We start from the raw sequence: 24,637 nt of genomic DNA, 5'->3' as shown, positions 1-24,637 counted from the left end.
GCTCAACCGATGGATATCATTCGAAAACCTTCGCTGTATCTTATTGGTCCAGACGCCGATACTGGCTCCATGACCGACACTTTTGCATCGACGCAGCAGCTCGACCGCGACGCCCTCGCCACCGAGGCCATCGCCCTCGTCCGCCGCTGGCTCCAGACGGCCTCGACGATCCCCGCCGACGCCTCCGCGCAGCAGCTCGCCGGTGTGTTGAAGGACCCGACCGGCCTCGAGTTCACGGTCGGCTTCGTCGACGGCGTCGTGCGTCCGGAGGACCTCCGCGTCGCGGCCCGCACCCTGCAGACGATCGCCCCGAAGGTGCCCGCATTCCTCCCCTGGTACTTGAAGGCCGCCGTCCGCTGCGGTGGTGCGTTCGCCCCGATCCTGCCGGGCGTCGTCATCCCGATCTCCCGCAAGGTGCTCCGGAACATGGTCGGCCACCTCGTCGTCGACGCCACCGACAAGAAGCTCGGCCCCGCGATCGCGAAGATCAAGACGCCCGGCACGCGGCTCAACGTCAACCTGCTCGGCGAGGCCGTCCTCGGCACGGGTGAGGCGGCACGTCGTCTCGAGGGCACCCACAAGCTGCTCGCGCGCCCCGACGTCGACTACGTGTCGATCAAGGTGTCGTCGACCGTCAGCCCCCACTCGGTCTGGGCGTTCGACGAAGCCGTCGAGCACGTCGTCACCAGCCTCACCCCGCTGTTCGAGCGTGCCGCCAAGGCGACACCTGCGAAGTTCATCAACCTCGACATGGAGGAGTACAAGGACCTCGACCTCACCATCGCGGTCTTCACCAAGCTCCTCGACCTCCCGCAGTTCCACGACCTCGAGGCCGGCATCGTCCTGCAGGCCTACCTCCCCGACGCGCTCTCCGCGATGATCCGTCTCCAGGAGTGGTCGGCCGGTCGTCGTGCCGCGGGCGGAGCCGGCATCAAGGTGCGCATCGTCAAGGGCGCCAACCTCCCCATGGAACAGGTCGAGTCCTCCCTCCACGACTGGCCGCTCGCCACCTGGTCCACCAAGCAGGACTCCGACACCAACTACAAGCGCGTCGTCGAGTACGCCCTGCACCCCGACCGCATCGACAACGTGCGCATCGGCGTCGCCGGCCACAACCTCTTCGACATCGCCTTCGCCTGGCTGCTCGCCAAGCAGCGTGGCGTCGAGCGCGGCGTCGAGTTCGAGATGCTGCTCGGCATGGCCCAGGGTCAGGCCGAGGCCGTGAAGCGCGACGTCGGCGAGCTCCTGCTCTACACGCCGGTCGTGCACCCGCAGGAGTTCGACGTCGCCATCGCGTACCTCATCCGCCGCCTGGAGGAGGGCGCGAGCCAGGACAACTTCATGTCCGCCGTGTTCGAGCTGAGTGAGAACGAGACCCTCTTCGCCCGTGAGCGGCAGCGGTTCCTCGCGTCGCTCGCGGAGCTTGACACCACCGTCCCGGCGCCGAACCGGCAGCAGGACCGCACGAAGGCCGCCGAGGCCTCGCCGGTGGACGCGTTCGAGAACACCCCCGACACCGACCCGTCGCTCCCCGCGAACCGCGTCTGGGGACGCGACATCCTCACCCGCGTCACCGAGTCGCGGCTCGGGAACGACACCGTCGCCGCGTCCATCCTCGACAGCGTCGAAGCCCTCGACGCCGTCATCGACGGAGCGACCGCAGCGGGTGCCTCGTGGGGGTCGCTCTCCGGCGCCGAGCGTGCGGTCATCCTGCACCGCGCCGGCGACGTCCTCGAGCAGCGTCGTGCCGACCTCATGGAGGTCATGGCGTCCGAGACCGGCAAGACCCTCGACCAGTCCGACCCCGAGGTGTCGGAGGCGATCGACTTCGCCCACTACTACGCCGAGCGCGCGCGCGAGCTCGACCACGTGGACGGCGCGACCTTCACCCCCGCGAAGCTCACCGTCGTCACCCCGCCGTGGAACTTCCCCGTCGCCATCCCCGCCGGCTCGACCCTCGCGGCGCTCGCCGCCGGGTCGCCCGTCATCATCAAGCCCGCCCGTCAGGCTCGCCGCAGCGGTGCCGTCATGATCGAGGCGCTGTGGGAGGCCGGCGTGCCGCGCGAGGTGCTCCGCTTCGCGCAGCTGGCCGACAACTCGCTCGGTGAGCGCCTGATCGCCCACCCGGCGGTGGAGCGCGTCATCCTCACCGGTGGCTACGAGACCGCGGAGCTGTTCCGCTCCTTCCGCCCCGAGCTGCCGCTCCTCGCCGAGACGTCCGGCAAGAACGCGATCATCGTCACCCCGAGCGCCGACCTCGACCTCGCGGTGAAGGACGTCGTCGCGTCGGCCTTCGGTCACGCCGGCCAGAAGTGCTCGGCCGCGTCGCTCGTGATCCTGGTCGGATCGGTCGCCTCCTCGCGCCGCTTCCGTCACCAGCTCGTCGACGCCGTCACGTCGCTGAAGGTCGGCTACCCGGTCGACCCGACCACGCAGATGGGCCCGATCATCGAGCCGGCGAAGGGCAAGCTGCTCGGCGGCCTGACGACGCTCGGCTCCGGTGAGTCGTGGCTCGTCGAGCCGAAGCAGCTCGACGACAGCGGCAAGTTGTGGAGCCCCGGCGTGCGTGCGGGCGTCGCGCGCGGCTCCGAATACCACCTCACCGAGTACTTCGGCCCGATCCTCGGGATCATGACGGCGGAGACCCTCGAGGAGGCCATCGCGATCCAGAACGAGATCGACTACGGCCTCACCGCCGGGCTGCACTCCCTGAACCCGGCCGAGCTGCGCCTGTGGCTCGACGGCATCCAGGCGGGCAACCTGTACGTGAACCGCGGGATCACCGGCGCGATCGTGCAGCGTCAGCCGTTCGGTGGTTGGAAGAAGTCCGCGGTCGGCGCGGGCACGAAGGCCGGCGGACCGAACTACCTCATCGGCCTCGGCTCGTGGACCAGCGCCGAGAGCACGGCTGAGCGCACCGTCGGTCGGTCGGCGGAGCGCCGCGGCCCGAAGCCCGCTGTCGCCTCGTTGCTGCGTGCCGCTGACGCAGTGCTCACCGCAGACGAGTTCGCGTCCCTGCGCCGGTCGGTCGCGAGCGACTCTGCCGCGTGGGCGGACGAGTTCGGGGTCGCGAAGGACGTCTCGAAGCTGACCGCCGAGCGCAACGTGTTCCGGTACGTGCCTCGTGAGGTCCACGTGCGTCTCGTGGACGGCGGTTCGGTCGCGGAACTCCTCCGCGTCGTCGCCGCCGGTGCGACCGCGGGCGCGACCGTGCACGTGTCGTCCGCCGTCGCGCTGCCGCCGAAGCTCGTCCCGGCCGTCGAGGCCATCGCCGGTGGGATCACCGTCGAGAGCGAGGACCGCTGGTACGTGACCGCCGCCTCACTCGTCGGGACGAAGGCCGGCGCGCGCGTCCGGATCATCGGTGGGACGACCGAGGGTGTCGCCCACGCGACCTCCGGCAGCCCCGACGTCGCGATCTACGCGGGCGACGTCACCGAGGCCGGCCGCATCGAGCTGCTGCCGTTCCTCCAGGAGCAGGCGGTCTCGATCACGGCGCATCGCTTCGGCACGCCGAACCACCTCTCGGACGACCTCATCTGACCCGACTCCGCGCGGTTCACAACGCAGGAACGCCCCGGCGTGTCATCCCGACACACCGGGGCGTTCTGTATGCCGCGCCGATGTCTTCCTGAGTTGTAAACCTGTCTCAGGAGAACCCCGACGTGTCGGGTGGGTGCGGGGGCGACGCGCCGGAGCTTTCCTGAGTCGGGGACAGAGCGGGGGATCGATCGAAGGAGCGGTGGCTAGCGCAGGGTGCCGTGGACGGCGAACTCGTCGATGCGCGCGAGTTCGGCGTCGTCGAAGTCCAGGCGGTGGATCGCCGCGTAGTTGCCCTCGAGCTGCTCGACCGAGCTGGCACCGATGATCGCGGACGTGACCGTGTCGCGACGCAGTACCCACGAGAGCGCCAGCTGCGCGAGGGTCTGGCCGCGTTCCTCGGCGATCGCCTGCAGGCCGCGGGCGCGCTCGAGGTAGGTGCCCGTGATCGACTCCTCGTTGAGGAAGTGGCTCGTCGCCGCACGCGAGTCCGACGGGACCGTTCCACCGAGGTAGCGATCGGTCAGCATGCCCTGCGCGAGGGGGCTGAACACGACGGCACCGAGACCGAGGTCGTCGAGGGTGTCGAGCAGGCCGTCCTCGACCTCACGGGAGAACATCGAGTAGCGGGGCTGGTGCACGAGCAGCGGGACACCGTGCTCACGCAGCGCGGCCACCGCGGCGATGGTCTGCTCGGGGGAGTAGTTCGAGATGCCGGCGTACAGCGCCTTGCCCTGCTTCACCGCCGTCGCGAGCGCACCCATCGTCTCCTCGATCGGGGTCTCCGGGTCGGGGCGGTGCGAGTAGAAGACGTCGACGTACTCGACACCGATACGGCCGAGGCTCTGGTCGAGCGATGACAGCATGGTCTTGCGCGAGCCCCACTCGCCGTAAGGACCCTGCCACATGTAGTAGCCGGCCTTCGAGGTGATGATGATCTCGTCACGGTGGGCGGCGAGGTCCTCGGCGAAGATGCGGCCGAAGGCGGTCTCGGCGGAACCCGCGGGCGGGCCGTAGTTGTTGGCGAGGTCGAAGTGGGTGATCCCGAGGTCGAAGGCGCGGCGCACGATGGCCCGCTGGACCTCGATGCTGCGGCCTTCGCCGAAGTTGTGCCAGAGACCGAGGGACAGCGCGGGGAGGCGCAGTCCGCTGCGGCCCACGCGGCGGTAGGTCATGTCGTCGTAACGGGTTTCGGCTGCTTCGTAGGGCATGGTCTGCGCTTTCATCATCGAATCGTCATGGTGCCGGGAGCAAGCGTACCGTGATCGTTCACGGCCGGGCCGGTGCGGCGTCGAGTAGCGTGAGCACGTGTCGTCCACCACGCTTCCACCCGCTGGAGAGCCAATGCCGCACCCGCGCTCCGGGTGCGGGGTCGCGATCGTCCGCGAGGGTCGGATCCTCCTGCTCGAGCGCCTCCGCGAGCCCGAGGCCGGTTCCTGGGGCATCCCCGGTGGGAAGGTCGACTGGATGGAGCGCCTCGAGGACGCCGTCCGCCGTGAGGCTCGGGAGGAGACCGGGCTCGAGCTCGGCTCGATCGAGCTGTTGTGCGTCGTCGACCATTTCGAGCAGGCGCTGCACCAGCACTGGATCTCGCCGGTGTACCTCGCGGAGGACACCGTGGGCGAGCCCGAATTCCGAGAGCCGGAGAAGCACGGCGGTCTCCGGTGGTTCCCGCTCGACGCGTTGCCGGAACGGGTGACCGTGTCGACGGTGGCGGCGGTCGAGGCGATCGCGCGGTCTCGGGAATCCAGGCGCCCGGGCGGCGCCCACTCGTAGACTCGGGCGCGTGACCGATCATCCGTCGTCCGACGCCCGCAACGACTTCGTCACCTTCGACGCGCTCCGTGCGGAGGCCGTCGAGCAGCCGGTTCGACGCGGAGCGGGCGCGTGGGGGTTCTTCGGCACGGTCGCGATCGTGATCGGCGCCCTGTTGATCCCGGTCGCCCTCGTGAGCACGTGGGCGGACACGATGCTCCGCGACACCGACGCGTTCGTCGACACCCTCGCTCCTCTGGCCGCGGACCCCGCCGTCCAGGCCTTCGTGGGGGACCAGGCGCTCGCCGCGCTGGAGAGTCAGGTCGACCTCGACGCGGCGGCTGCGGTGCCGGCCGATCTCGCGGCGACCCTCTCGCTCCCGCCGGCGATCTCGGAGGTGCTGGGTGCGATCGGTGGCGACACTGCGGATGCGCTGCGCGAGGTCCTGCGCCGGAACGTCGCCGAGTTCGCGGCTTCGCCCGCGTTCGCGACCGCCTGGACCGAAGCCCTCCGGGTCACGCATGAGCAGCTGGTCGCCGGCGTCTCCGGTTCCCAGGGGGCGGTCATCGACGTCTCGGCCGAGCAGGGCTTGGGTGTGCAGTTGGGGCCGATCGTCTCCGCGACCCGCTCGTGGCTGGTCGACGCGGGGTTCGGCTTCGCGGCCGCCATCCCGGACGTCGACCGCGTGGTCGACGTCGTCCCGGCGTCGCAGGTCGCACCGGTACTCGGTGGAATCCGGGTGATCGAGACGGCGGCTGGTTGGTCGCCCTGGCTCGCGATCGGGCTCCTCGCACTCGGGGTGATCCTGCTCTGGCTGGGCCGCCGCAACCCGAGCCGGACCGTCGCCGGAGCGGCGATCGGTGTCCTCCTCGCAGCAGGCCTGACGCTCATCCTGCTCGGCGCTGCCCGACTCGCCCTCGTCTTCGCGGTGTCGGTCGCGATCCCCGGCGGCGTCGGGGACGCGGCGGCGTCGCTCCTGCTGGGCCCACCCACCGATGCGGCCTGGTCCGTACTGTGGGTGTCGCTCACCGTGGCGGTCCTCTCCTTCGTCAGCGCCGCGTTGCGGCTCCCCGAGCGCATCGCGCGGGGTGTCCGGGCGGCGCGGCGTCCGCTGGCGGGCACGAACGTCTAAGCGCCGGTGGCCGATCCGTCGGCATGGACGGCCCGGCTCGTCCGCGGTGCTGCGAGTCTGCGATGCCACGGCACCTCTACGAGCGTGTGGAGCAGCCAGGACGCGGCGAGGATCGAGCCGAACCAGACCAGGCTGATCGGGGCCCGGAGGAGGAACGGCATGCCGTCGACGGCGCTCGGCGGGATCGCCTTCGCCAGCAGGATGAGCACGAAGACGTGCACGAGGTACGTGGAGAACGAGAGCTGCCCCAGGATGCGCGCGGGGCGACTGCGCAGCACAGCGGTGGAGCGCGGGCTCGCGACCGCCAGGCCTCCGACGATGATCGCCGCGAAGGTGATCGCGGCCCAGGCTCGTGGTGCTCCGGGTTCGAGTGCGATCGCCGCCACCACCAGGCCGCTGGCGCCTCCTGCGGCGACCCACGCCGCTCGTCGGGTGACCGGGAGGGCTGCCGTCCACTCCGCCAGACAGATGCCGAGCGCGAAGCAGCACAGCACCCGGACGGCCGGGGTCGCCATGCCGTTCATGGCCGACGGGGCGATGGCGGCGGCGATCGTCGTCGTGGAGACGAGCCCGACCGAGAGGGCGATCATCGGGACCGGGCCGCGCATCCGGTCGCGGAGGGCGAGGGCGAACACCGGGAACAGGATGAACGCGAGGAATTGGGCCGACAGCGACCAGGCGGGTGGGTTCCACCAGAGTGCGTCGCCGAACCATGCGCGGGTGAGGGTGAGTTCGGCGAGGAGGCCGATGGGCGGGAACGCCCCGTCGTCCGTTGAGACACCGACGATCGCCCCGCCGACGCAGAGCAGCACGAAGGCGAGGAGCACGGTCACGTGTGCCGGGTATATCCGCGCGAAGCGGTTCCGGAGGTAGCGACCGTAGATGGGCCAGGTCCAGCGCCGATCCTGGTAGGCCCGGGCGATCGTGTACCCGCTCAAGACGAAGAACACGTCGACGGCGAGTCCGGTGTGGGCCATCGGCGCGAGCCACGAGAGCTCGGGGAGCACGGAGAACAGCCAGTCCGCGGAGTGTGAGAACACCACCCACCAGGCGGCGACGGCGCGGGCACCGGCGAAGGCGGTGTGGTCGACGCGGGGTGCCGGTCGGCGGTCGCGTCGGGGGTTTCCGGTCGCGTGGTTCTCCGGTGACGGCATGGTGCTCCTGGATGATCGGACGGCGGTGGTCACGCCGGATCTCCACTCTAGGATGCTTCTGTACCTCATGGTTCTGTACTGTTTGGACTGTGGACAGGACATCACGAAGCGACGGAACAGCTCGGTGGCGGAGGACCGGAGCCGAACCCGGACCGGTCCCGGAACCCGAACCGACGGCCGTCGAGCCCGAACCCGATCCCGATCCCGACCGTGGGGCCCCGTCGCCACCCGAACCCGATCCCGCACCGTCGGCACCGACCGGGAACGCGGACACCCAGGCCGTCCCGCCCGTCGAGCTCGTCCTCGAAGGTCCCGGGATCGACCCGACCGGTGCCTCCGTCAGCACCGCCGCGGTCCTCGCCTGGTTCGCGGCCGTCCCGGCCGGCAGCACCGTGGTCGTCCGCGGCGGCGACGTCATCGCCGTGGACGCGACGATCAGGATCGACCGTCGCCTGCACCTCCGCGGGCGCGGCGAGCTCCGGTTCGTCGGAGGTGTCGAGGCGGCCCCGGCGCTGAAGCTCATCGTGTCGGGCAGCTCGGTGACCGGCGTCCGGGTCAGCTACGCGGGCCCGACCGCATCGAGCACGGGTGAGCGCAACACCGGGATCAGCATCTGGGCGAGCGACGTCCTGATCGACGGCGTCACCGTCGACGGGTTCCAGAACGGCATCGCCGTGCAACCGTCAGGTGAGTTCGAGGGCGTCGTCATCTCGGGGTGCCATGTCCTGAACATCGTCGGCTCGGGCGGAGGGCGAGGCTCCGCCTCATCCGCGGGCGAGGATCGTGGCGACGGCATCACGGTCTGGGGTGCGCGTTCGGCGGTCGTCGGCAACATCGTCTCGGCCGCCCCCGGCACCGACGCACGGGTCGGCATCCACGCCGAGAACCTGCCCGACTACGCGGTCGACCCCGGTTCCTGGGCCGACTCGATGGTCACGATCGAGGGCAACGTCGTCACCGGGCCGTTCCGCCGGTCCATCGCCGTGGAGGGGATGGCCCACACCGTCGTGACCGGTAACACCGTGTCCGACGCCACCTGGTGGGGACTCGCCGTCATCGACACCCGATCGGTCGCCCTGGTCGCGAACACGGTGCGCTGGACGCGGACGGCCGACGACGACCAGGGGTCCGCCTGGGGGCCGAAGCGCTGCCCGGTGATGATCTACCGCGATGCGCAGGGAACCGTGGTCTCCGGGAACGTCATCGAGATCCGCGGCGTCGCTGCTGCGGGCATCATGGCCCAGGCGGCGACACCCCCGGGCGGTTCGACCACCGTCATCGGCGCCGTCGACGCGCTCATCACCGACAACGTGGTCCGGATCGGCGGCGGCACCTGTCCGATCGGGATCGCGCTCGATCGGACCGGACAGCCCGTCGTCTCGGGTAACCGCGTCGCCGTCACGCTCGCATCGGGCTCGGTGGGCGGTGTCGTGTCGTACCTCGCCCAGGACGCGGTGGTCTCCGACAACTCCATCACCGGGGCCGCGACCTCCAACGGGTTCGGGGTGCTCCACCAGGGTGCCGGCTCGATCGTGGTCATGGGGAACCGCATCGACCGCGTCAGAGTCGCGGTCGCCGTGAACAACTGCACCGGTGGCGCGACGATCATCGGCAACACCGGACGCGAGTGCGAGTACGGCCTCGACACCTTCGGAACGACCGGGCCATCCGTGGTCCAAGGCAACCGTTGGGAGTCGGACAACACGGCACACGCGAACGCGCAGCCGAACACGAGCTACCTCTCCACCCGGCACATGGGTCTCGCGCGGCCGTACGGTGGCCAGTCCGGCGACATCCTCGTCGGGAACGGAAGGCTGTGGGTGAACGATCAGGGCACCTGGCGGTCGGCCACCCTCGGCTGAACGCGCGTCAGGCAGGCCCCGATGATCGGGAGCCCGCCTGACGCGGGGTGGGAGTCGACTCAGCTGCGCGGGGCGTGTGCCGTGTCGGACCCGCTGGCGACGGCCGCCTCGTCGATCGCCGACTGCTCCTCGCCGCCGCGGAACTGCGTGCGGTAGAGCTCGGCGTACGCGCCGTCGACCTCGAGGAGCTGCGCGTGCGAGCCCTGCTCGACGATCCGTCCGTTCTCCATCACGAGGATCGTGTCCGCGTCGCGGATGGTCGACAAGCGGTGGGCGATGACGAAGGAGGTCCGGTCGGAGCGCAGTGCCGCCATCGCGTGCTGCACGAGCAGCTCCGTCCGCGTGTCGACGGAGGACGTCGCCTCGTCGAGGATGAGCAGCTTCGGCTTCGCGATGAACGCACGGGCGATCGTGATGAGCTGGCGTTCACCGGCCGAGACGCTGCCGCCGTCCGCGTCGAGGACGGTGTCGTAGCCGTCGGGCAGCTGGCGCACGAAGCGGTCGACCATCGTCGCCTCGGCGGCCTCGACGACCTCCGCGTCGCTCGCGTCGAGTCGGCCGTACCGGATGTTCTCGCGGATCGTCCCATCGAACAGCCAGGCGTCCTGCAGCACCATCCCGACCTGCGACCGCAGCTCGGCGCGCGTCAGGGCGGTGATGTCGACGCCGTCGAGCAGGATGCGACCGCCCGTGAGCTCGTAGAACCGCATGACGAGGTTCACGAGGGTCGTCTTCCCGGCCCCGGTCGGCCCGACGATCGCGACGGTCTGACCCGGCTGCGCGGAGAAGGAGAGGTCCTCGATGAGCGGCTTCTCGGGGTCGTAGCTGAAGGAGACGCCGTCGAACTCGACGTGGCCGTCGGTGTGCTCGGGCAGGTGTGCGTCCGCGGTCTCCGGGTCCTGTTCCTCGGCGTCGAGCAGCTCGAAGGTGCGCTCGGCGGACGCGACGCCCGACTGCAGCTGGTTCGCCATGCCGGCGATCTGGCTGAGCGGCTGCGAGAACTCACGCGAGTACTGGATGAACGCGGTCGCGTCGCCGAGGGTCATCTGGCCGGAGGCGACCCGGAGGCCGCCCACGACGGCGATGAGCACGTAGGACAGGTAGGAGACGAAGGTCATCGCCGGCATGATCATGCCGGACACGAACTGCGCGCCGAACGCCGCCCGGTAGAGCTTCTCGTTGCGCTCGTCGAACTCGGCGAGCATCTCCTTGTCGCGGCCGAAGACGCGCACGAGCTCGAGCCCCGAGAACGACTCCTCGATGTGCCCGTTGAGCGAGCCGGTGTTCTTCCACTGCGCGGTGAAGAGCTTCTGTGACCGCGAGCCGATGACCCCGGCGATCAGCGCGGACAGCGGCAGTGCGATCAGCGCGATGAGTGCGAGCTGCCACGACACGATGAACATCATCGCCGTGATGCCGAGCACCGTGAGGGCCGACTGTACGAGTTGCGAGAACGCCTGTTGGAGGGCGGTCTGGATGTTGTCGACGTCGTTCGTGACACGCGACATGAGGTCGCCGCGCTGACGGGTGTCGAAGTAGCTCAGTGGAAGGCGGTTGAGCTTGCGCTCGATGTCCCGCCGGAGGTTGTAGACCACGCGCATGACGAGCCCGTTGAGGATGTACCCCTGGGCCCAGTTGAGGATCGACGCGACGATGTACATGCCGAGCACGATGATGATCAGACGGCCCAGCAGGGTGAAGTCGATCCCCTGCCCCGGGGTGATGTCCGACTTCTCGAGCATGTCGGCGTACTGGTCGTTGCCGGATGCGCGTGCCTGGTCGACGACCTGATCGAGCGTCGCGCCGGCCGGGAGCTGCGACCCCATCACGCCGTTGAAGATCGCGTCCATCGCGAGACCGAGGATCTTCGGGGCGATGACCGTGAGCACGACCGAGAGCACGACGAGCCCGACGACGATGCTCATCTTGACCTTCTCGGGGGCGAGGAGACCGACGAGTCGCTTCGCGGAGGGCCAGAACTGCTCGGCCTTCTTCGACGGGGTGCCGCCGAACATGTCGCCGTCGGACTCACCCGGGGTGAACTCCGGTGCGAGCGCCTCCTCCTCGACAGCGTTCAGCTCGGGAGCCTGAGCGGTGTCCTTCGAGGTGCCGGAGGAGCGCTTGTCACGTGGTGAACGGGCCATGGTCACGCCACCCCTTCCACAGCGAGCTGCGATTGGACGATCTCGCGATACGTCTCGTTGGAGTCCAGGAGTTCGTCGTGGGTGCCGCGGCCGACGATGCCGCCGTCGTTCATGACGATGATGTGGTCGGCCTCGCGGATCGTCGCGATGCGCTGCGCGACGATGATGACGGTCGCGTCGGCGGTGCTGTCGCCGAGGGCTGCGCGGAGTCGGGCGTCGGTGGCGACGTCGAGGGCCGAGAACGAGTCGTCGAAGAGGTAGACCAGGGGCTTCGCGACGAGGGCCCTGGCGATGCACAGACGTTGACGCTGGCCGCCGGAGACGTTCGTGCCGCCCTGGGCGACGCCGTCGTTCAGCATCTTCGGCTTCGCGCGGACGAAGTCCTCAGCCTGTGCGACGTCGAGGGCGCTCCACAGCTCGTCGTCGGTGGCGTCGGGACGTCCGAATCGGAGGTTCGAGGCGATCGTGCCCGAGAACAGGTACGGCTTCTGCGGCACGATGCCGACGACCCCGGCGATCTGCTGCCGGGTGAGCTGCGAGACGGGGACGCCGTCGATGGTGACGTGGCCCTGCTGCGGGTCGTAGAGGCGCGGGATGAGCGAGAGGAGCGTCGTCTTGCCGGAGCCGGTCGAGCCGACGATCGCGGTGGTCTTGCCGGGCTCCGCCGTGAACGTGACGTCCGACAGGACCGGTCGCTCCGCGCCGGGGTAGCCGAAGGTGACGCCGGTGAACTCGACCCGTCCGACCGACGGCACGCGGATGTCGGTGCTCGTCGGCACGGTGAGGCTCGGCTCGGTGTCGAGGACGCTCTGGATGCGCTCGGCGCACACGACCGCGCGAGGGATCATCATGACCATGAAGACGCCCATCATCACCGAGGTGAGGATCTGGAGCAGGTACTGGAGGAACGCGGTGAGGGAACCGACCTGCATCTGGCCGGCGTCGACCCGCTGGCCACCGAACCAGAGCACGGCAGCCGTCGCCAGGTGCAGGACCATCATGATGACCGGGAACATGAGGACGAAGATGTTGCCGACCTTGATCGACACGCGCGTGAGCGCCTCGTTCGCACGGTTGTACCGCTCCGACTCGAACGGCTCGCGGACGAACGCCCGGACGACGCGGATGCCGATGATCTGCTCGCGCAGCACACTGTTGATGCCGTCGATGCGGTCCTGCATCTGGCGGAACAGCGGCATGAGGAGGTAGACCAGGAACCCGACGATGATGAACAGCACCGGCACGGAGACCCACACCAGCCACGACAGCCCCGCGTCCTCGCGGAGCGCCATGATGATGCCGCCGACGCACATGATGGGTGCGGACACCATGAAGTTGAGGGTCATGAGGACGAGCATCTGGACCTGCTGGACGTCGTTCGTGCCGCGGGTGATGAGCGTCGCACTGCCGAAGCCGCCGATCTCGAGTGCGCCGAGCGAGTCGACCTTCCGGTAGAACTCCCGGCGCAGGTCGCGGCCGATGGCCATGGCGGTGCGGGCGCCGAAGTAGACCCCGCCGATGGCTGCGGCCACCTGGACGAGGCAGACGAGCAGCATCGTCATGCCGGTGGACCAGATGAAGTCCGTGTCGCCACGGGAGACGCCCTGGTCGATGATCTGGGCGTTGAGGCTGGGGAGGTAGAGGGCCGCGATCGTCGAGATGAGCTGCAGCACGAACACCGCGACGACCCAGGCCGCGTACGGCTTGGCGTGTCGGAGGGCGAGGGCGAGGAGGGCCACGTGAGGTCCTTTGTGGTTCATGTCCGCGGCGGAGCGGCCGTGCGGACGGAGGGGGCGGAACTGGGCTGGCGCGAGACCAGTGCCTCCGACGGCAGCGCGAACCGACGGAGACCATGAAGGACGTGCCCGAGTGACGATACTCCGAGCCGGTGACACGGTGGTGTCCCGGTTCGGAATCGTGATGATCACGTCGGCGCACGCGTCGCGCGTCGGCCCAGGCTAATATACCTGTCGTCCAGAACCCGAATCGTGCGGGCGACGTGGTCAGCCGACGCCCACGCTGATGGTGTGCCATCCTTCCGCGCCGTCGGGGACGACGTCGACGGGGGTCTCGCTCTGCGTCTTGCCCGCGGCGTCGGTCGCGCGGACGGCGATGGTGTGGTCGCCGGCCGGGGCGTCCCACTGGAGGACCCACTGCACCCAGGTGTCGTCGGAGATGGCGGTCGCGAGCGTCGTGTCGAGCCAGTCGCCGTCGTCGATCCGGACCTGGACGCGGTTGACGCCCGTGTGCTGCGCCCAGGCGACGCCGGCGATCGCGACGTTCCCCGCCGCGACACGTCCACCGTCACGCGGCACGTCGATGCGTGACTCCGTCTTGATGGGCCCGCGCTCCGACCAGCCGCGGTCGGTCCAATAGGCCCGGGCGTCCGCGTAGCGGGTCACCTCCAGCTCGACGACCCACTTGGTGGCGGAGACGTACCCGTACAGGCCCGGGACGACCATGCGCACCGGGAAGCCGTGCTGCAGCGGGAGCGGGTGCCCGTTCATCCCGACGGCGAGGAGGCTGTCGCGATTTTCGTCCTGCAGGACCTCGAGCGGGGTCCCGGCGGTGAACCCGTCGATGCTCCGCGACAAGACCATGTCGGCCCCGGCTTTGGGTTTCGCGCGCGCCAGCAGCTCGCGGATCGGGTACCCGAGCCAGAGCGCGTTGCCGATGAGGTCGCCACCGACGGGGTTCGAGACGCAGGTCAGCGTGATGATCGACTCCTGCAGCGGGAGGGCGAGGAGTTCCTCGAACCCGATCTCGACCTCCTGCTCGACCATGCCGGTGATCCTGAGGCTCCAGGTCGAGGGGTCGATGTTCGGCACCTGGAGGGCGGTGTCGATCCGGTAGAAGGAGTCGTTCGCCGACACGACCGGCGTGAGCCCGTCGATGCCGAGTTCGGCGCCGGCCGGGACCGGCGGCGCGGCGACGGCGGCCGTCGGGAGCTTGAGCGCCTTCCGGATGCTCTCCACGGCGACCGCTCCGGCCGAGGCGACGCGTGCGCCGACCCCGACGACGAGGGCACCGACCGCGGTGCCGCCGAGCAGGACGAGGAACGAGCGTCGGGGGAGTTCGGCTCGGGAGGCCCCGACGACCGGCCGGGCCTTGTCCGCGACCGTCGCGTCGTCCCAGGTGCGGAGGCGGGTCACGAGCAATCGCAGCACCAGGATGCCGACCGCCGTGCCGACGACGCTCGGGAACGCCCAGTCGAGGCCCGCGTCGGCACGGGTGATCGCTGCGACGACCGCGACGACGCCGACGAGCGCGAGCGCGATGCTCCCGACCGCCGGCCGACGCTCCTCGAGGACACCGATCCCGACGGCGAGGGCCGCGACCAGCACGCCGAGCACGATGAGCAGTACGAGCTTGTCATTGGTGCCGAACAGGGCGATGACGAGGTCCTTCACCCAGCCGGGCACGAGGTCGATCACGAGGGAACCCACGGCGAGCAGGGGCGAGCTCGCGGGGGCGACGAACGCCGCGACGGCCTCGGCCGAGCCGAGGGTGGCGACGGCTGCGACGACGCCGGACGCACCGGCGAGCAGGGTGCGGCGGCGGGGCTCCATGTCCGTCATGCTACGCGCGCCCGCTGGGCGTTCCTCCCCGAAGCGGCTCTAGAGGGACAAGTCGGCCGTCCATCCCCGTACCCTGGGGGGATGACCACAGTCGGGCTCGGAATCCCACGCATCGGGTCGCCGCTCAGGCACATCCCGGACGCTGCCGGGCGCCCCGACGTCGACGGCCTCATCGACCGGTTCGGGCGCGTGGCACGCGACCTCCGGGTGTCGATCACGGAGAAGTGCTCGCTGCGCTGCACGTACTGCATGCCCGAGCAGGGGCTCCCGGCGATCGCTCGCGACGACCTGCTGACGCCGACCGAGATCGGTCGACTCGTCGAGATCGCCGTCCGCGACCTCGGCGTGCACGACATCCGGTTCACGGGCGGCGAGCCGCTCATGCGTCCCGACCTCGCGGAGATCATCGCTCGCAGCTCGGCTGTCGCCGGCGATGCGTCGATCTCCATGACCACGAACGGCATCGGGCTCGACAAGCGCGTCGACGAGCTCGTGGCCGCCGGGCTCACCCGCGTGAACATCTCCCTCGACACCGTCGACCGCGACCACTTCGCGCGGCTCACGCGTCGCGACCGCCTCCCCGCCGTCCTGGCCGGCATCGATGCCGCCAAGCGCGCCGGGCTGACGCCGCTGAAGATCAACGCCGTCCTCATGCGCGACACACTGGACGGCGCGGTCGCCCTGCTCTCCTGGGCGATCGAGAACGGCTGCCGTCTCCGCTTCATCGAGCAGATGCCGCTCGACGCCGACGAGGCGTGGGTGCGGGAGAACATGGTCGACGCGGCCGAGTTGCTCGACGTCCTCGGCTCCCGGTTCACGCTCACCGCTCCGCACCGCGAGGACCCGTCCGCTCCCGCCGAGGAGTGGCTCGTCGACGGCGGCCCGGCGACGGTCGGCATCATCGCCTCGGTCACGCGCTCCTTCTGCGACGACTGCGACCGGACCCGGCTCACGGCCGAGGGGACGATCCGCTCCTGCCTCTTCGGCGACGACGAGACCGACCTCCGGGGCATGCTGCGTTCGGGTGTCGAGGACGTCGAGATCGCGGACCGCTGGCGCGCGGCGATGTGGCACAAGCAGGCCGGGCACCGGATCGCGTCGCCCGACTTCGTCCGTCCGGAGCGGAGCATGGGAGCGATCGGTGGCTGAGACGACGACGCTGCAGGTGCTCGTGCGCTACTTCGCCGCTGCCGAAGAGGCCGCAGGCGTGCCCGAGGAGTCCCTTCCCGCGGTCGCGACGGTGGGCGAGCTCAAGTCCGTGCTGCTCGAGCGCTACGGTGACGCGATGGCCAAGGTGCTCGCTTCAGGCTCGTTCCTCGTCGACGGCGTCGTCAGTCGCGACGACGCCCGTCCGCTCGGCTCCCGGGTCGACGTCCTCCCGCCCTTCGCCGGCGGCTAGGTCGCGCATGCGCCGCGCGGATGACACCGTCCGGGCGTACGCGGTCTACGAGGCTGCCGACGGGTTGCGCTCGGAGAGTGCTCGAGCCGCGCGAAGCTGCAACCAGCGGACCAGGTCCAGGACGCCTCGCGTCCGTGACCCCGCGGGATCGTCGCCGCCGCCGATCGCGTGGAATCCCGGAATCTCGTCGACCGGGTAGTCGTCGAGGCGCTCGCAGCGCATCCGCCAGTCCGGGAACTGGCGGAAGGACACGGTCTCCTCATTGAGGACGCGCATGTCCGTGTGGCGCGCGTCACGGGAGAGGCCGTCCAGGAGCGCGGAGATGGCGTCGTCGGGTCCTTCGACCACCTGGAAGAAGTCGTCGCCGCGCACGGCGAGCATGCCGGTCAGGCCGGAACGCTCATTGTTGCCGCGACACTCGACGAGCAGCGCTTCGAGGGACGCCTGCGTCAGCGGGCTCGTCGCCCGGCTCACGTACGTCACGGACCGGACCGCTGTTTCGGAGTGCACCACGGTTCGCACAGTACACGGTCGATGGGCCGACTTCCTCCCCCCGATCAGGTCTGATCGGGGGATTCCCCTTGCCGGGGGTGTCGGGTCCTGAGCTGACGACGTACAGCGACGGTGGGGTGGGCTCAGCCCGATCGGCGGGCAGCCTGCCAAGCGCGTCGCTCGACCGCCGCCGAGCGGAACAAGAGGACGAGCGAGACGATCGCCCCCAGCACCGTCGCCACGAACGCGACGAGCGCGAACGCCTGCAGCAGCTCGCCGGCCGCCGAGGACCGGCCGACGTAGGGCGGCAGTTCGTCGGACACGGTGTGCCCGATGCCGAAACCGGCGAAGAACATGGCTGGGAGTCCGAGCCAGACGAGCATCGATCCGAGCGTCGCCACGTGGACCCAGTGCGACCCGAGCCGGCCGCGCCAGCCGAGGTGGACCAACGCCGTGATGGCAGCGAGTCCGAGGAGGAACGCGACGGCGATGCTGACCAGTCCCATCGCCAGCGCGCTCGGGGTGAAGACGCCGTAGATCGTCTCGAGGCCGTACGCGCCGTCCGTCATCGCGATGGGTGCCCAGACGAGTTCCTCGATGGGGGCGAACACCAGCATGACCGCCGCGGCGAGTGCACAGACGATGACGGCGATGCGACGGGAGCGGATATCACGGCGCGGATCGTGGACGGACACGCCCTCCACGATAGGTGCTCGGCCCCGGAGACGGGTTCACCCCGCGGCGTCGGCCGCCGATGCCGCGGGTGCCGCACCGAGCAGTGCCAGTCGCTTCGCCAGGTAGGGCGCGGTGCGGCTGTCGGGGTCTGCGGCGACGGCATCCGGGGTGCCCGCGGCCACGATGCGTCCACCAGCGTCACCACCGGACGGTCCGAGGTCGATCACCCAGTCGGCCGCCGCGACGACGTCCATCTCGTGCTCGACCACGACGACGGTGTCGCCGGAGTCGACGAGCGCGTTCAACTGCGCCAGGAGACGACGGACGTCGGCCGGGTGAAGGCCGGTCGTCGGCTCGTCGAGGAGGTAGAGGGTGTGACCGCGTCGCACCCGCTGGAGTTCCGTCGCGAGTTTGATGCGCTGGGCCTCGCCGCCCGACAGTTCGGTGGCCGGCTGGCCGAGCCGCAGGTACCCCAGGCCGACTTCGAGCAGGGTGCGGAGGCTGCGCGCCGCCGCCGGGACGGCCGCGAGGAACTCGGCCGCCTGCTCGACGGTGAGTGCGAGGACGTCTGCGATCGACTTCCCGTCGTAGGTGACCTCGAGGGTCTCGGCGTTGTACCGGGCGCCGTTGCAGGTCGGGCACTTCCCGTAGCTGCCGGGGAGGAACAGCAGTTCGACCGACACGAAGCCCTCACCGAGGCAGGTCTCGCAGCGACCTCCCGCGACGTTGAACGAGAACCGGCCGGCCGTGTACCCGCGCTCGCGGGCGAGGTCCGTGGCGGCGAACGCGGTGCGGACGGCGTCGAACAGCCCGGTGTAGGTCGCGAGGTTCGACCGCGGCGTTCGACCGATGGGCTTCTGGTCGACCCGGACGAGGCGGTCCACGTGCTCGAGGCCTCGCACCCGACGGACGGTGAGCGTGTCGGCGTGTCCGTCCGGCACCGTCGCCTCCGCCAGGCCGGAACCCTCGGTCGCATCGGTCTCGGTGGGCACCTCGTCGTCATCGTCCGCGGTGTCGTCCGTCGTCCGGCCGTCTGCCCGCAGGTGATCGCGCACGACGTCGCGGAGGACGCGGCTCACGAGGGTCGATTTGCCGGAACCCGAGACACCGGTGACGGCGACGAAGGTCCCGAGGGGGATCGAGGCGTCGACGCCGGCGAGGTTGTGGAGCGTGATGCCCTCCACCTCGAGCCAGTCGCGCGCCTCACGGAGTGCTCGTCGCGCGGGAGCCTGACCGTGCTGTTCGTGGAACAGGAACGGGCGGGTCGCCGAGGCCTCGACCTCGGCGAGACCCTCGACGGCCCCGCTGTAGAGCACGTCGCCGCCACCCTCGCCTGCGCCGGGGCCGACGTCGACGATCCAGTCCGCGTTCCGGACGACGTCCATGTTGTGCTCGACGACGTAGACCGAGTTGCCCGAGCGCTTCAGCTGCTCCAGCACCTCGAGGAGGGGCTCCGCATCGGCCGGGTGCAGACCCGCTGACGGTTCGTCGAGGACGTAGACCACGCCGAAGAGCCCGGAGCGCAGCTGGGTCGCGAGCCGGAGCCGTTGCATCTCGCCGGGGGAGAGCGTCGTCGTCACGCGCCCGAGCCCGAGGTAGCCGAGTCCGAGGTCGGTGAGCACGCGGATGCGCGCGAGGAGATCGGTCGTGATGGCGACGGCGACGTCGGTGCGCTCGCCGGAGAGCGTGGTCGGGAGCGCGGGCGCCGCGTCCTTCAGCTCAGTGGTGGGGCGGATGACCTCGGCGAGCTCCGTCATCGGCAGGGCGTTGAGCTCCGCGATCGTGCGGCCGGCGAAGGTGACCGCGAGCGCCTCGCGGCGGAGTCCCGTGCCGTGGCAGAGTGGGCACGGACCCGAGCGCACGAACTGCAGCACCTTGTTCCGCATCATCTGGCTCTTCGAGTCGGAGAGGGTGTGGAAGACGTACTGCTTGGCGCTCCAGAACATCCCGTTGTACGGCTTGGCGACGCGGTCTCGTTGCGGCGTGATCTGCACGACCGGCTGCTCCTCGGTGAAGAGGATCCAGTCACGGTCCTCCTGGTCGAGCTCCCGCCAGGGGCGGTCGACGTCGTATCCGAGGGCGATGGTGATGTCGCGGAGGTTCTTCGCCTGCCAGGCTCCCGGCCAGGCGGCGATCGCTCCCTCGCGGATGCTCAGCGACGGGTCGGGCACGAGGGAGTCCTCGGTGACCGTGTGTGCGACGCCGATGCCGTGGCACTCCGGGCAGGCGCCGACGGCGGTGTTGGGGGAGAAGGCGTCGGAGTCGAGTCGCGTCGTGAACCCCTCCGGGAACGTGCCGGCGCGCGAGAAGAGCATGCGGAGCGAGTTCGAGAGGGTCGTCACCGTGCCGACGCTGGAGCGCGAGCTGGGGGCGCCGCGTCGCTGCTGCAGGGCGACCGCCGGTGGCAGGCCGGAGATCGAGTCGACGTGCGGGTCGTGACCCTGCTGGATCAGTCGCCTGGCGTACGGGGCGACGGACTCGAGGTACCGCCGCTGCGCCTCGGTGAAGATGGTGCCGAACGCGAGCGACGACTTGCCCGAGCCGGAGACCCCGGTGAAGGCGACGATCGCATCACGCGGCACGTCGACGTCCACGTTGCGGAGGTTGTTCTCGTTGGCTCCCCGGACGCGGACGAACGGGTCGGATGCTTCGGGGGCGTTTTCGGGCATCAGATCACCCTACGTCGCTCGCTGCCGTGATGCGGAGTGGTTGACGCGCCCCCGCAGGTGTGCGGGCGGCGATCGACGTGCGCTCAGCCGACCAGGGTCGCGCGTGCGTCGGAGACCAACAGGTACAGGGCGCGACTCGAACCGGGAAATCGTTCGAAGCCGAATCGCTCGTAGAACGGGATGACGTCGTCGGTCAGGGCGTGGACCAGGATCGCTCGCATCCCGATGATCTCCGCCGCGCTGATCGCTTGAAGGACGGCATGCTGCAGGAGAGCGGTTCCGAGGCCGAGGCCGGTGAACTCCTGATCGATGGCGAGCCGGCCGATCAGGACGACGGGAATCGGATCGGGTGCCCGGTGCGCGAGCCGCTGCGGCGCATCTTCTCGAACGAGCGAACTCGCCGAGAGGCAGTAGTAACCCGCGACGCGACCCTCGGTCGTCACCGAGACCATCGTCTTCGACCCACCGCTGCGGTCGTTGTTCCGTGCGTATCCACGGAGCCAGCTGTCGAGGACGTCGACGCCGCAGCGGAAGTCGGAGAGGACGTCTCCAGTAGCGAGCGGCCGTGGAGTCCGGAAGTCAGTCAACGAAGATCGTGGGTCGGTTCAGGAGGTCGCGGAGTCCGTCGATCGAACGCGCTGGGCGTTCCAGGATCGCTTCGAACTGTTCGAAGGCGGCCGCGTCCACGCGGATGTCGCGCTCACGGCGGATGACATCAGCCGCCCGTTCCGTAGCGGCGGACGTGGTGAAATCGGTGATGGACCGACCTTCGATCGCAGCGGCGGCGGCGATCGCGTCCTTCTGTGCGCTGGTGACGCGGACCTCGATGCGCTTGTCTTTCAGTGGAGATGCCATGCCGTCATTGTACGGCAATCTTCCGTACGGAGTCGATGTCGGAGGTCGGAGGCAGGATCGTCCTCATGAATCGTGAACGTTCATGGCACGGCTGCGTCTTCATCGGGGTGAGCCTCGACGGGTTCATCGCGGGGCCCGACGGCGACCTCGGCTGGCTCACGGAGCTCGAGCCGCGGGAGCATGCCGCGGATGCGCCGGGGCGGCACCCGGCTCTCGACTGGGATTCGTTCTTCCCGACGATCGACACCCTCGTGATGGGACGTACCACCTACGACACTGTGCTCGGCTTCGGCGAGTGGCCGTTCGAGGGCAAGCGGGTCGTCGTGCTGAGCACCACGCTCGAGGCCGGGGACGACCGCATCACGGTCGCCGGGACGCTCGACGAAGCGACCGCCCTGCTCGACGAGGCCGGGGCCGGCCGCGTCTACGTCGACGGAGGCAGGACCATCCAGGCGTTCCTCGGTGCGGGCCTCGTCGACGAGCTCACCGTGTCCGTCGCACCGGTGCTCATCGGCTCGGGCGCCCGCCTCTTCGGCGACCTCGACGCCGACGTCCGTCTGCGGCTCCGCGGCACCCACGCGACGCCCGAGGACGGGCTCGTGCGCATCACCTACGACGTGCTGCCGCGCTGACAGCTCGCTTCACCCCGAATGGTCGCCCACGCTTCGTGCGTGCGACCACTCGGGGCGAATCGAGGGCGGGCCGATCGTTCACAGACCGACCCACTCCGTCTCGCCGTCGGCCAGGTACTGGCGCTTCCAAATGGGGACGGTGCGCTTGATCTCCTCGACCAGACGCTCGCACGCGGCGAACGCCTCGGCCCGGTGCGCAGCGGCGACGGCGGCCACAAGGGCCAGGTCGCCGACGACGAGCGACCCGACGCGGTGGGCGGCGGCGACCCGGAGGCCGGTCTCCGCGGCGACCGTCCGGCAGCAGTCCTCGAGGAACCGTTGGGCGTCGGGGTGGGCGCGGTAGTCGAGGGCGTCGACCGCCTCGCCGTGGTCGTGGTCGCGCACGATCCCTCGGAAGGCCACGAGTGCACCGTTGGCGGGCGCCGCGACGAAGTCCTCGATCGCGTGCGCGTCGAGGGGCGACTCCGAGATGAGGGCGAGGACCTCGGGAACCGTCGACTCACTCATGCGCGCCACCTCCGGCGATCTGGGCGACGAGGTGGTCGAGCAAGCCGTCGAGGACCGCGAGTCCGTCCTTGACGCCGCCGGTGGACCCCGGCAGGTTCACCACGACGGTGCCGCCGGACACCCCCGCGAGCCCGCGACTGAGCGCCGCGGTCGGGGTCTTGGTCGACCCGAGGGTGCGGATCGCCTCCGAGATGCCGGGCAGTTCGCGGTCGAGGTGAGGCTGCGTCGCCTCCGGGGTGCGATCGCTCGGCGAGAGGCCGGTGCCGCCCGTCGTGATGAGCACCGCGGGCGCGGCGTCCAGGGCTGCCGTGATCGCGAGGTGCACGTCGGCGTCGGACACGACCGTCACCGCATCCACCGCGTAGTCGTGCTCGGACAACCAGGCGGAGATGCGCGGCCCCGTGAGGTCTTCGCGCGTGCCCGCCGCGCCGGCGGTCGACGCGACGATGACGGCCGCGGTTCGCGGGCGGACCGTTCGCACACCAGGTGCTTCGATCGGCTCCGACGCTTCCGGCGTCCAGTTCCCGCGCTTGCCGCCGGACTTCTCGAGCAGCCGGATGTCGCCGAGGACCGAGGCCGGGTCGACGGCCTTGACCATGTCGTGCAGCGTCAGGCCGGCGATCGAAGCGGCCGTCAGGGCCTCCATCTCGACCCCGGTCTGGCCGGTGGTCTTCGCCGTCGCGGTGATGACGATCGAGTCCTCGGTGAAGGCGAAGTCGAGGCTCACCGACGACAGCGCGAGCTGGTGGCACAGCGGGATGAGCTCGCTCGTCCGCTTGGCCCCCGCGATCCCCGCGATGCGCGCGGTCGCGATGACGTCCGCCTTCGGCAGACCGTCCGCCTGGACGAGCGCGATCACGTCCGGGCGGGTGGTGAACGTCGCCGTCGCCGTCGCGACCCGCTTCGTCGTGGCCTTGTCGCCGACATCGACCATGCGTGCGCGGCCGTCGTCGTCGAGGTGTGTGAGCCCGGTCATAGTGCCCATGCTTCCACAGCGTCACCGGCGTCGAGTTCGAGGGTGTCCTCCGGGATCACGATCAGCACGTCGGACGCCGCGAGCCCGGCCACGAGGTGGGAGCCGGGGCCTGCGACCGGTTCGACCCGGCCGTCGTCTCGTCGGCGTCCGCGGAGGAACTGTCGCTTACCGGGCACCGAGCGCGCGGCCACCGCGAGTTCGGCCGACACACGCGACGCCTGCGGCAGCCCGGCGACCCGGCGGAGGACCGGAGCGACGAAGACCTCGAACGAGAGCTGGGTGCTCACCGGGTTGCCGGGGAACGCGATGATCGGGACACCCCGGTGGGCACCGAGCGCCTGCGGACCGCCAGGCTGCATCGCGACCGAGCCGATCCAGCCCCCCAGCGGCCCGAGGACGTCACGGACGACCTCATGTTCTCCCATGGAGATCCCGCCGGAGGTGAGGATGAGATCGACCTCGCCGTGGAGGTCGTCGAGCAGCGCGAGCAGGACGTCGGCATCGTCGACGACGCGCGCACGAGCGGCGACCTCGGCCCCGGCTGCGACGACGGCGGCCGCCAGCGCGGTCCCGTTGGAGTCGAAGGTCTGGCCGAGCGTCGGCGTCTCGCCGGGTTCGACGAGTTCGGCACCGGTCGTGACGATCGCGACCCGCACCCGCCGACGCACCTCGACGGTCGTGATCCCGGCCGCAGCCAACACGGCGAGGTGTCGTGAAGCGAGGCGGACGCCGGCCGGCAGCAGCTCCTCACCGGCGCGGACGTCGCTCCCGCGCTCCCGGACGAACAGCCCCGCGGGGCGCTCGCCGCCGTTGCGCGGACGACCGAGGACGACGGTCTCGACACCGTGGGAATCCGTCTCGACCTCGCTCTCCTCGACCGGCACGACGACGTCCGCACCCGGCGGAACGACCGCGCCCGTCATGATGCGCACCGAGGTCCCCGGCTCGAGCGGCGCCGGGTCGATCGGGCGCGCGGCGATCTCGCCCATCACCCGCAGTCGCGTCTCATCACCCGAGAGGTCTGCTGCCCGAACCGCGAAACCGTCCATCTGCGAGTTGCGGAACAGTGGCAGGTCGACCGGTGACGGCACCGCCACGGCCGTCACCCGAGCTGCGGCCTCGTCGATCGGCACGTGCTCGGCGCCGGTGTCGGTCACGTCGTCGAGGAGGGCTGCGACGTCGGAGGCGTGTTGCTCGACGGTCTTCCGACTCGTGGGCGCTGGCGTCGTCATGGTGGTTCCCGTCGGAGAGGTCGGTCGGTGGGGCT

Annotated in this window: 20 protein-coding genes; 7 read left to right on the top strand and 13 right to left on the bottom strand. The window is 70.2% G+C overall.

What is annotated here, in order from left to right:
- Positions 1-69 precede the first annotated feature (69 nt).
- Positions 70-3,543 carry a bifunctional proline dehydrogenase/L-glutamate gamma-semialdehyde dehydrogenase gene (locus RWN05_RS02415; protein WP_314138269.1) on the top strand — a complete coding sequence of 1,158 codons (3,474 nt, stop codon included), beginning with the start codon at positions 70-72 and terminating at the stop codon, positions 3,541-3,543.
- A 203-nt stretch (positions 3,544-3,746) separates the two neighbouring features.
- Here RWN05_RS02415 and RWN05_RS02410 read toward each other — a convergent pair whose 3' ends face one another.
- Positions 3,747-4,751, bottom strand: coding sequence for an aldo/keto reductase (locus tag RWN05_RS02410; protein ID WP_079003773.1), 1,005 nt, complete (start codon positions 4,749-4,751; stop codon positions 3,747-3,749).
- Positions 4,752-4,884: 133 nt separating this feature from the next.
- On the opposite strand from RWN05_RS02410, the gene RWN05_RS02405 reads away from it, so the two are divergent.
- Together RWN05_RS02405 and RWN05_RS02400 are read left to right on the top strand one after the other, a co-directional pair.
- Entirely contained in the window at positions 4,885-5,316 is a 432-nt protein-coding gene (locus RWN05_RS02405) for an NUDIX domain-containing protein (protein ID WP_314138268.1), read from the top strand.
- Positions 5,317-5,326: 10 nt separating this feature from the next.
- A complete protein-coding gene (locus RWN05_RS02400; protein WP_314138266.1) occupies positions 5,327-6,427 on the top strand; it encodes a hypothetical protein in 1,101 nt (366 codons plus the stop codon).
- Here RWN05_RS02400 and RWN05_RS02395 read toward each other — a convergent pair.
- Positions 6,424-7,581: an acyltransferase gene (locus tag RWN05_RS02395; RefSeq protein ID WP_314138264.1), complete on the bottom strand. Its 1,158-nt coding sequence runs from the start codon at positions 7,579-7,581 to the stop codon at positions 6,424-6,426. The two genes, RWN05_RS02400 and RWN05_RS02395, sit on opposite strands and share 4 nt — an antisense overlap.
- Before the next feature lie 89 nt (positions 7,582-7,670).
- On the opposite strand from RWN05_RS02395, the gene RWN05_RS02390 reads away from it, so the two are divergent.
- The gene (locus RWN05_RS02390) at positions 7,671-9,443 is read left to right on the top strand and encodes a right-handed parallel beta-helix repeat-containing protein (RefSeq protein ID WP_314138262.1); all 1,773 of its coding nucleotides are present in this window, start codon (positions 7,671-7,673) and stop codon (positions 9,441-9,443) included.
- A gap of 59 nt (positions 9,444-9,502) precedes the next feature.
- On the opposite strand, the gene RWN05_RS02385 is transcribed toward RWN05_RS02390, so the two are convergent.
- The 3 genes from RWN05_RS02385 to RWN05_RS02375 form a co-directional block, all read right to left on the bottom strand.
- A complete protein-coding gene (locus RWN05_RS02385) occupies positions 9,503-11,587 on the bottom strand; it encodes an ABC transporter ATP-binding protein (RefSeq protein WP_369808439.1) in 2,085 nt (694 codons plus the stop codon).
- Positions 11,588-11,589: 2 nt separating this feature from the next.
- Positions 11,590-13,326 (bottom strand): ABC transporter ATP-binding protein, encoded by a 1,737-nt coding sequence (locus RWN05_RS02380; protein WP_064293947.1) that lies wholly within the window; start codon positions 13,324-13,326, stop codon positions 11,590-11,592.
- Between the two features lie 264 nt (positions 13,327-13,590).
- Positions 13,591-15,156, bottom strand: a complete 1,566-nt coding sequence (locus RWN05_RS02375) for a molybdopterin-dependent oxidoreductase (protein WP_314138261.1) — start codon at positions 15,154-15,156, stop codon at positions 13,591-13,593.
- Between the two features lie 90 nt (positions 15,157-15,246).
- Here RWN05_RS02375 and moaA point away from each other — a divergent pair, with 90 nt between their 5' ends.
- Positions 15,247-16,314, top strand: a complete 1,068-nt coding sequence (moaA, locus tag RWN05_RS02370) for a GTP 3',8-cyclase MoaA (protein WP_079000497.1) — start codon at positions 15,247-15,249, stop codon at positions 16,312-16,314.
- Positions 16,307-16,564: a MoaD/ThiS family protein gene (locus tag RWN05_RS02365; RefSeq protein WP_314138260.1), complete on the top strand. Its 258-nt coding sequence runs from the start codon at positions 16,307-16,309 to the stop codon at positions 16,562-16,564. Before moaA ends, RWN05_RS02365 begins: the two co-directional genes overlap by 8 nt.
- A 45-nt stretch (positions 16,565-16,609) precedes the next feature.
- Here RWN05_RS02365 and RWN05_RS02360 read toward each other — a convergent pair whose 3' ends face one another.
- The 5 genes from RWN05_RS02360 to RWN05_RS02340 all read right to left on the bottom strand — a co-directional run bounded on the left by RWN05_RS02360 (position 16,610) and on the right by RWN05_RS02340 (position 21,255).
- Positions 16,610-17,077, bottom strand: a complete 468-nt coding sequence (locus tag RWN05_RS02360; protein ID WP_314138258.1) for a BLUF domain-containing protein — start codon at positions 17,075-17,077, stop codon at positions 16,610-16,612.
- A gap of 122 nt (positions 17,078-17,199) precedes the next feature.
- On the bottom strand, positions 17,200-17,751 hold the full coding sequence (locus RWN05_RS02355) for a hypothetical protein (RefSeq protein ID WP_314138256.1): 552 nt from the start codon (positions 17,749-17,751) through the stop codon (positions 17,200-17,202).
- Positions 17,752-17,787: 36 nt separating this feature from the next.
- Entirely contained in the window at positions 17,788-20,400 is a 2,613-nt protein-coding gene (locus tag RWN05_RS02350) for an excinuclease ABC subunit UvrA (protein ID WP_314138253.1), read from the bottom strand.
- Positions 20,401-20,483: 83 nt separating this feature from the next.
- Positions 20,484-20,987, bottom strand: a complete 504-nt coding sequence (locus RWN05_RS02345; RefSeq protein WP_121292946.1) for a GNAT family N-acetyltransferase — start codon at positions 20,985-20,987, stop codon at positions 20,484-20,486.
- Positions 20,980-21,255 carry a DUF1778 domain-containing protein gene (locus RWN05_RS02340; protein ID WP_064293940.1) on the bottom strand — a complete coding sequence of 92 codons (276 nt, stop codon included), beginning with the start codon at positions 21,253-21,255 and terminating at the stop codon, positions 20,980-20,982. The genes RWN05_RS02345 and RWN05_RS02340 overlap by 8 nt, the downstream gene beginning before the upstream one ends.
- A gap of 65 nt (positions 21,256-21,320) precedes the next feature.
- On the opposite strand from RWN05_RS02340, the gene RWN05_RS02335 reads away from it, so the two are divergent.
- Positions 21,321-21,887: a dihydrofolate reductase family protein gene (locus RWN05_RS02335; RefSeq protein ID WP_314138250.1), complete on the top strand. Its 567-nt coding sequence runs from the start codon at positions 21,321-21,323 to the stop codon at positions 21,885-21,887.
- 78 nt (positions 21,888-21,965) lie between these two features.
- Here RWN05_RS02335 and RWN05_RS02330 read toward each other — a convergent pair whose 3' ends face one another.
- From RWN05_RS02330 to glp, 3 genes are read right to left on the bottom strand one after another with little or no spacing between them, the layout of a single operon-like run.
- Positions 21,966-22,394: a molybdenum cofactor biosynthesis protein MoaE gene (locus RWN05_RS02330; RefSeq protein ID WP_064293939.1), complete on the bottom strand. Its 429-nt coding sequence runs from the start codon at positions 22,392-22,394 to the stop codon at positions 21,966-21,968.
- Positions 22,387-23,370 carry a bifunctional molybdenum cofactor biosynthesis protein MoaC/MoaB gene (moaCB, locus tag RWN05_RS02325; RefSeq protein WP_314138247.1) on the bottom strand — a complete coding sequence of 328 codons (984 nt, stop codon included), beginning with the start codon at positions 23,368-23,370 and terminating at the stop codon, positions 22,387-22,389. Before moaCB ends, RWN05_RS02330 begins: the two co-directional genes overlap by 8 nt.
- The gene (gene glp / locus RWN05_RS02320) at positions 23,367-24,602 is read right to left on the bottom strand and encodes a gephyrin-like molybdotransferase Glp (RefSeq protein WP_314138245.1); all 1,236 of its coding nucleotides are present in this window, start codon (positions 24,600-24,602) and stop codon (positions 23,367-23,369) included. The genes moaCB and glp overlap by 4 nt, the downstream gene beginning before the upstream one ends.
- Positions 24,603-24,637: the final 35 nt, after the last annotated feature.

The organism is uncultured Plantibacter sp., assembly GCF_963518075.1.
Lineage (GTDB): Bacteria > Actinomycetota > Actinomycetes > Actinomycetales > Microbacteriaceae > Plantibacter > Plantibacter flavus_A.
This window is presented reverse-complemented; position numbering and strand designations above follow the sequence as displayed.

Coding starts and splice junctions, on each gene's coding strand:
- RWN05_RS02330 (WP_064293939.1), bottom strand. CDS start 22,394: ATGAGTGAGTCGACGGTTCCCGAGGTCCTCGCCCTCATCTCGGAGTCG.
- glp (WP_314138245.1), bottom strand. CDS start 24,602: ATGACGACGCCAGCGCCCACGAGTCGGAAGACCGTCGAGCAACACGCC.
- RWN05_RS02385 (WP_369808439.1), bottom strand. CDS start 11,587: ATGGCCCGTTCACCACGTGACAAGCGCTCCTCCGGCACCTCGAAGGAC.
- RWN05_RS02335 (WP_314138250.1), top strand. CDS start 21,321: ATGAATCGTGAACGTTCATGGCACGGCTGCGTCTTCATCGGGGTGAGC.
- RWN05_RS02415 (WP_314138269.1), top strand. CDS start 70: ATGACCGACACTTTTGCATCGACGCAGCAGCTCGACCGCGACGCCCTC.
- moaCB (WP_314138247.1), bottom strand. CDS start 23,370: ATGACCGGGCTCACACACCTCGACGACGACGGCCGCGCACGCATGGTC.
- RWN05_RS02350 (WP_314138253.1), bottom strand. CDS start 20,400: ATGCCCGAAAACGCCCCCGAAGCATCCGACCCGTTCGTCCGCGTCCGG.
- RWN05_RS02395 (WP_314138264.1), bottom strand. CDS start 7,581: ATGCCGTCACCGGAGAACCACGCGACCGGAAACCCCCGACGCGACCGC.
- RWN05_RS02405 (WP_314138268.1), top strand. CDS start 4,885: ATGCCGCACCCGCGCTCCGGGTGCGGGGTCGCGATCGTCCGCGAGGGT.
- RWN05_RS02375 (WP_314138261.1), bottom strand. CDS start 15,156: ATGGAGCCCCGCCGCCGCACCCTGCTCGCCGGTGCGTCCGGCGTCGTC.
- RWN05_RS02340 (WP_064293940.1), bottom strand. CDS start 21,255: ATGGCATCTCCACTGAAAGACAAGCGCATCGAGGTCCGCGTCACCAGC.
- moaA (WP_079000497.1), top strand. CDS start 15,247: ATGACCACAGTCGGGCTCGGAATCCCACGCATCGGGTCGCCGCTCAGG.
- RWN05_RS02410 (WP_079003773.1), bottom strand. CDS start 4,751: ATGCCCTACGAAGCAGCCGAAACCCGTTACGACGACATGACCTACCGC.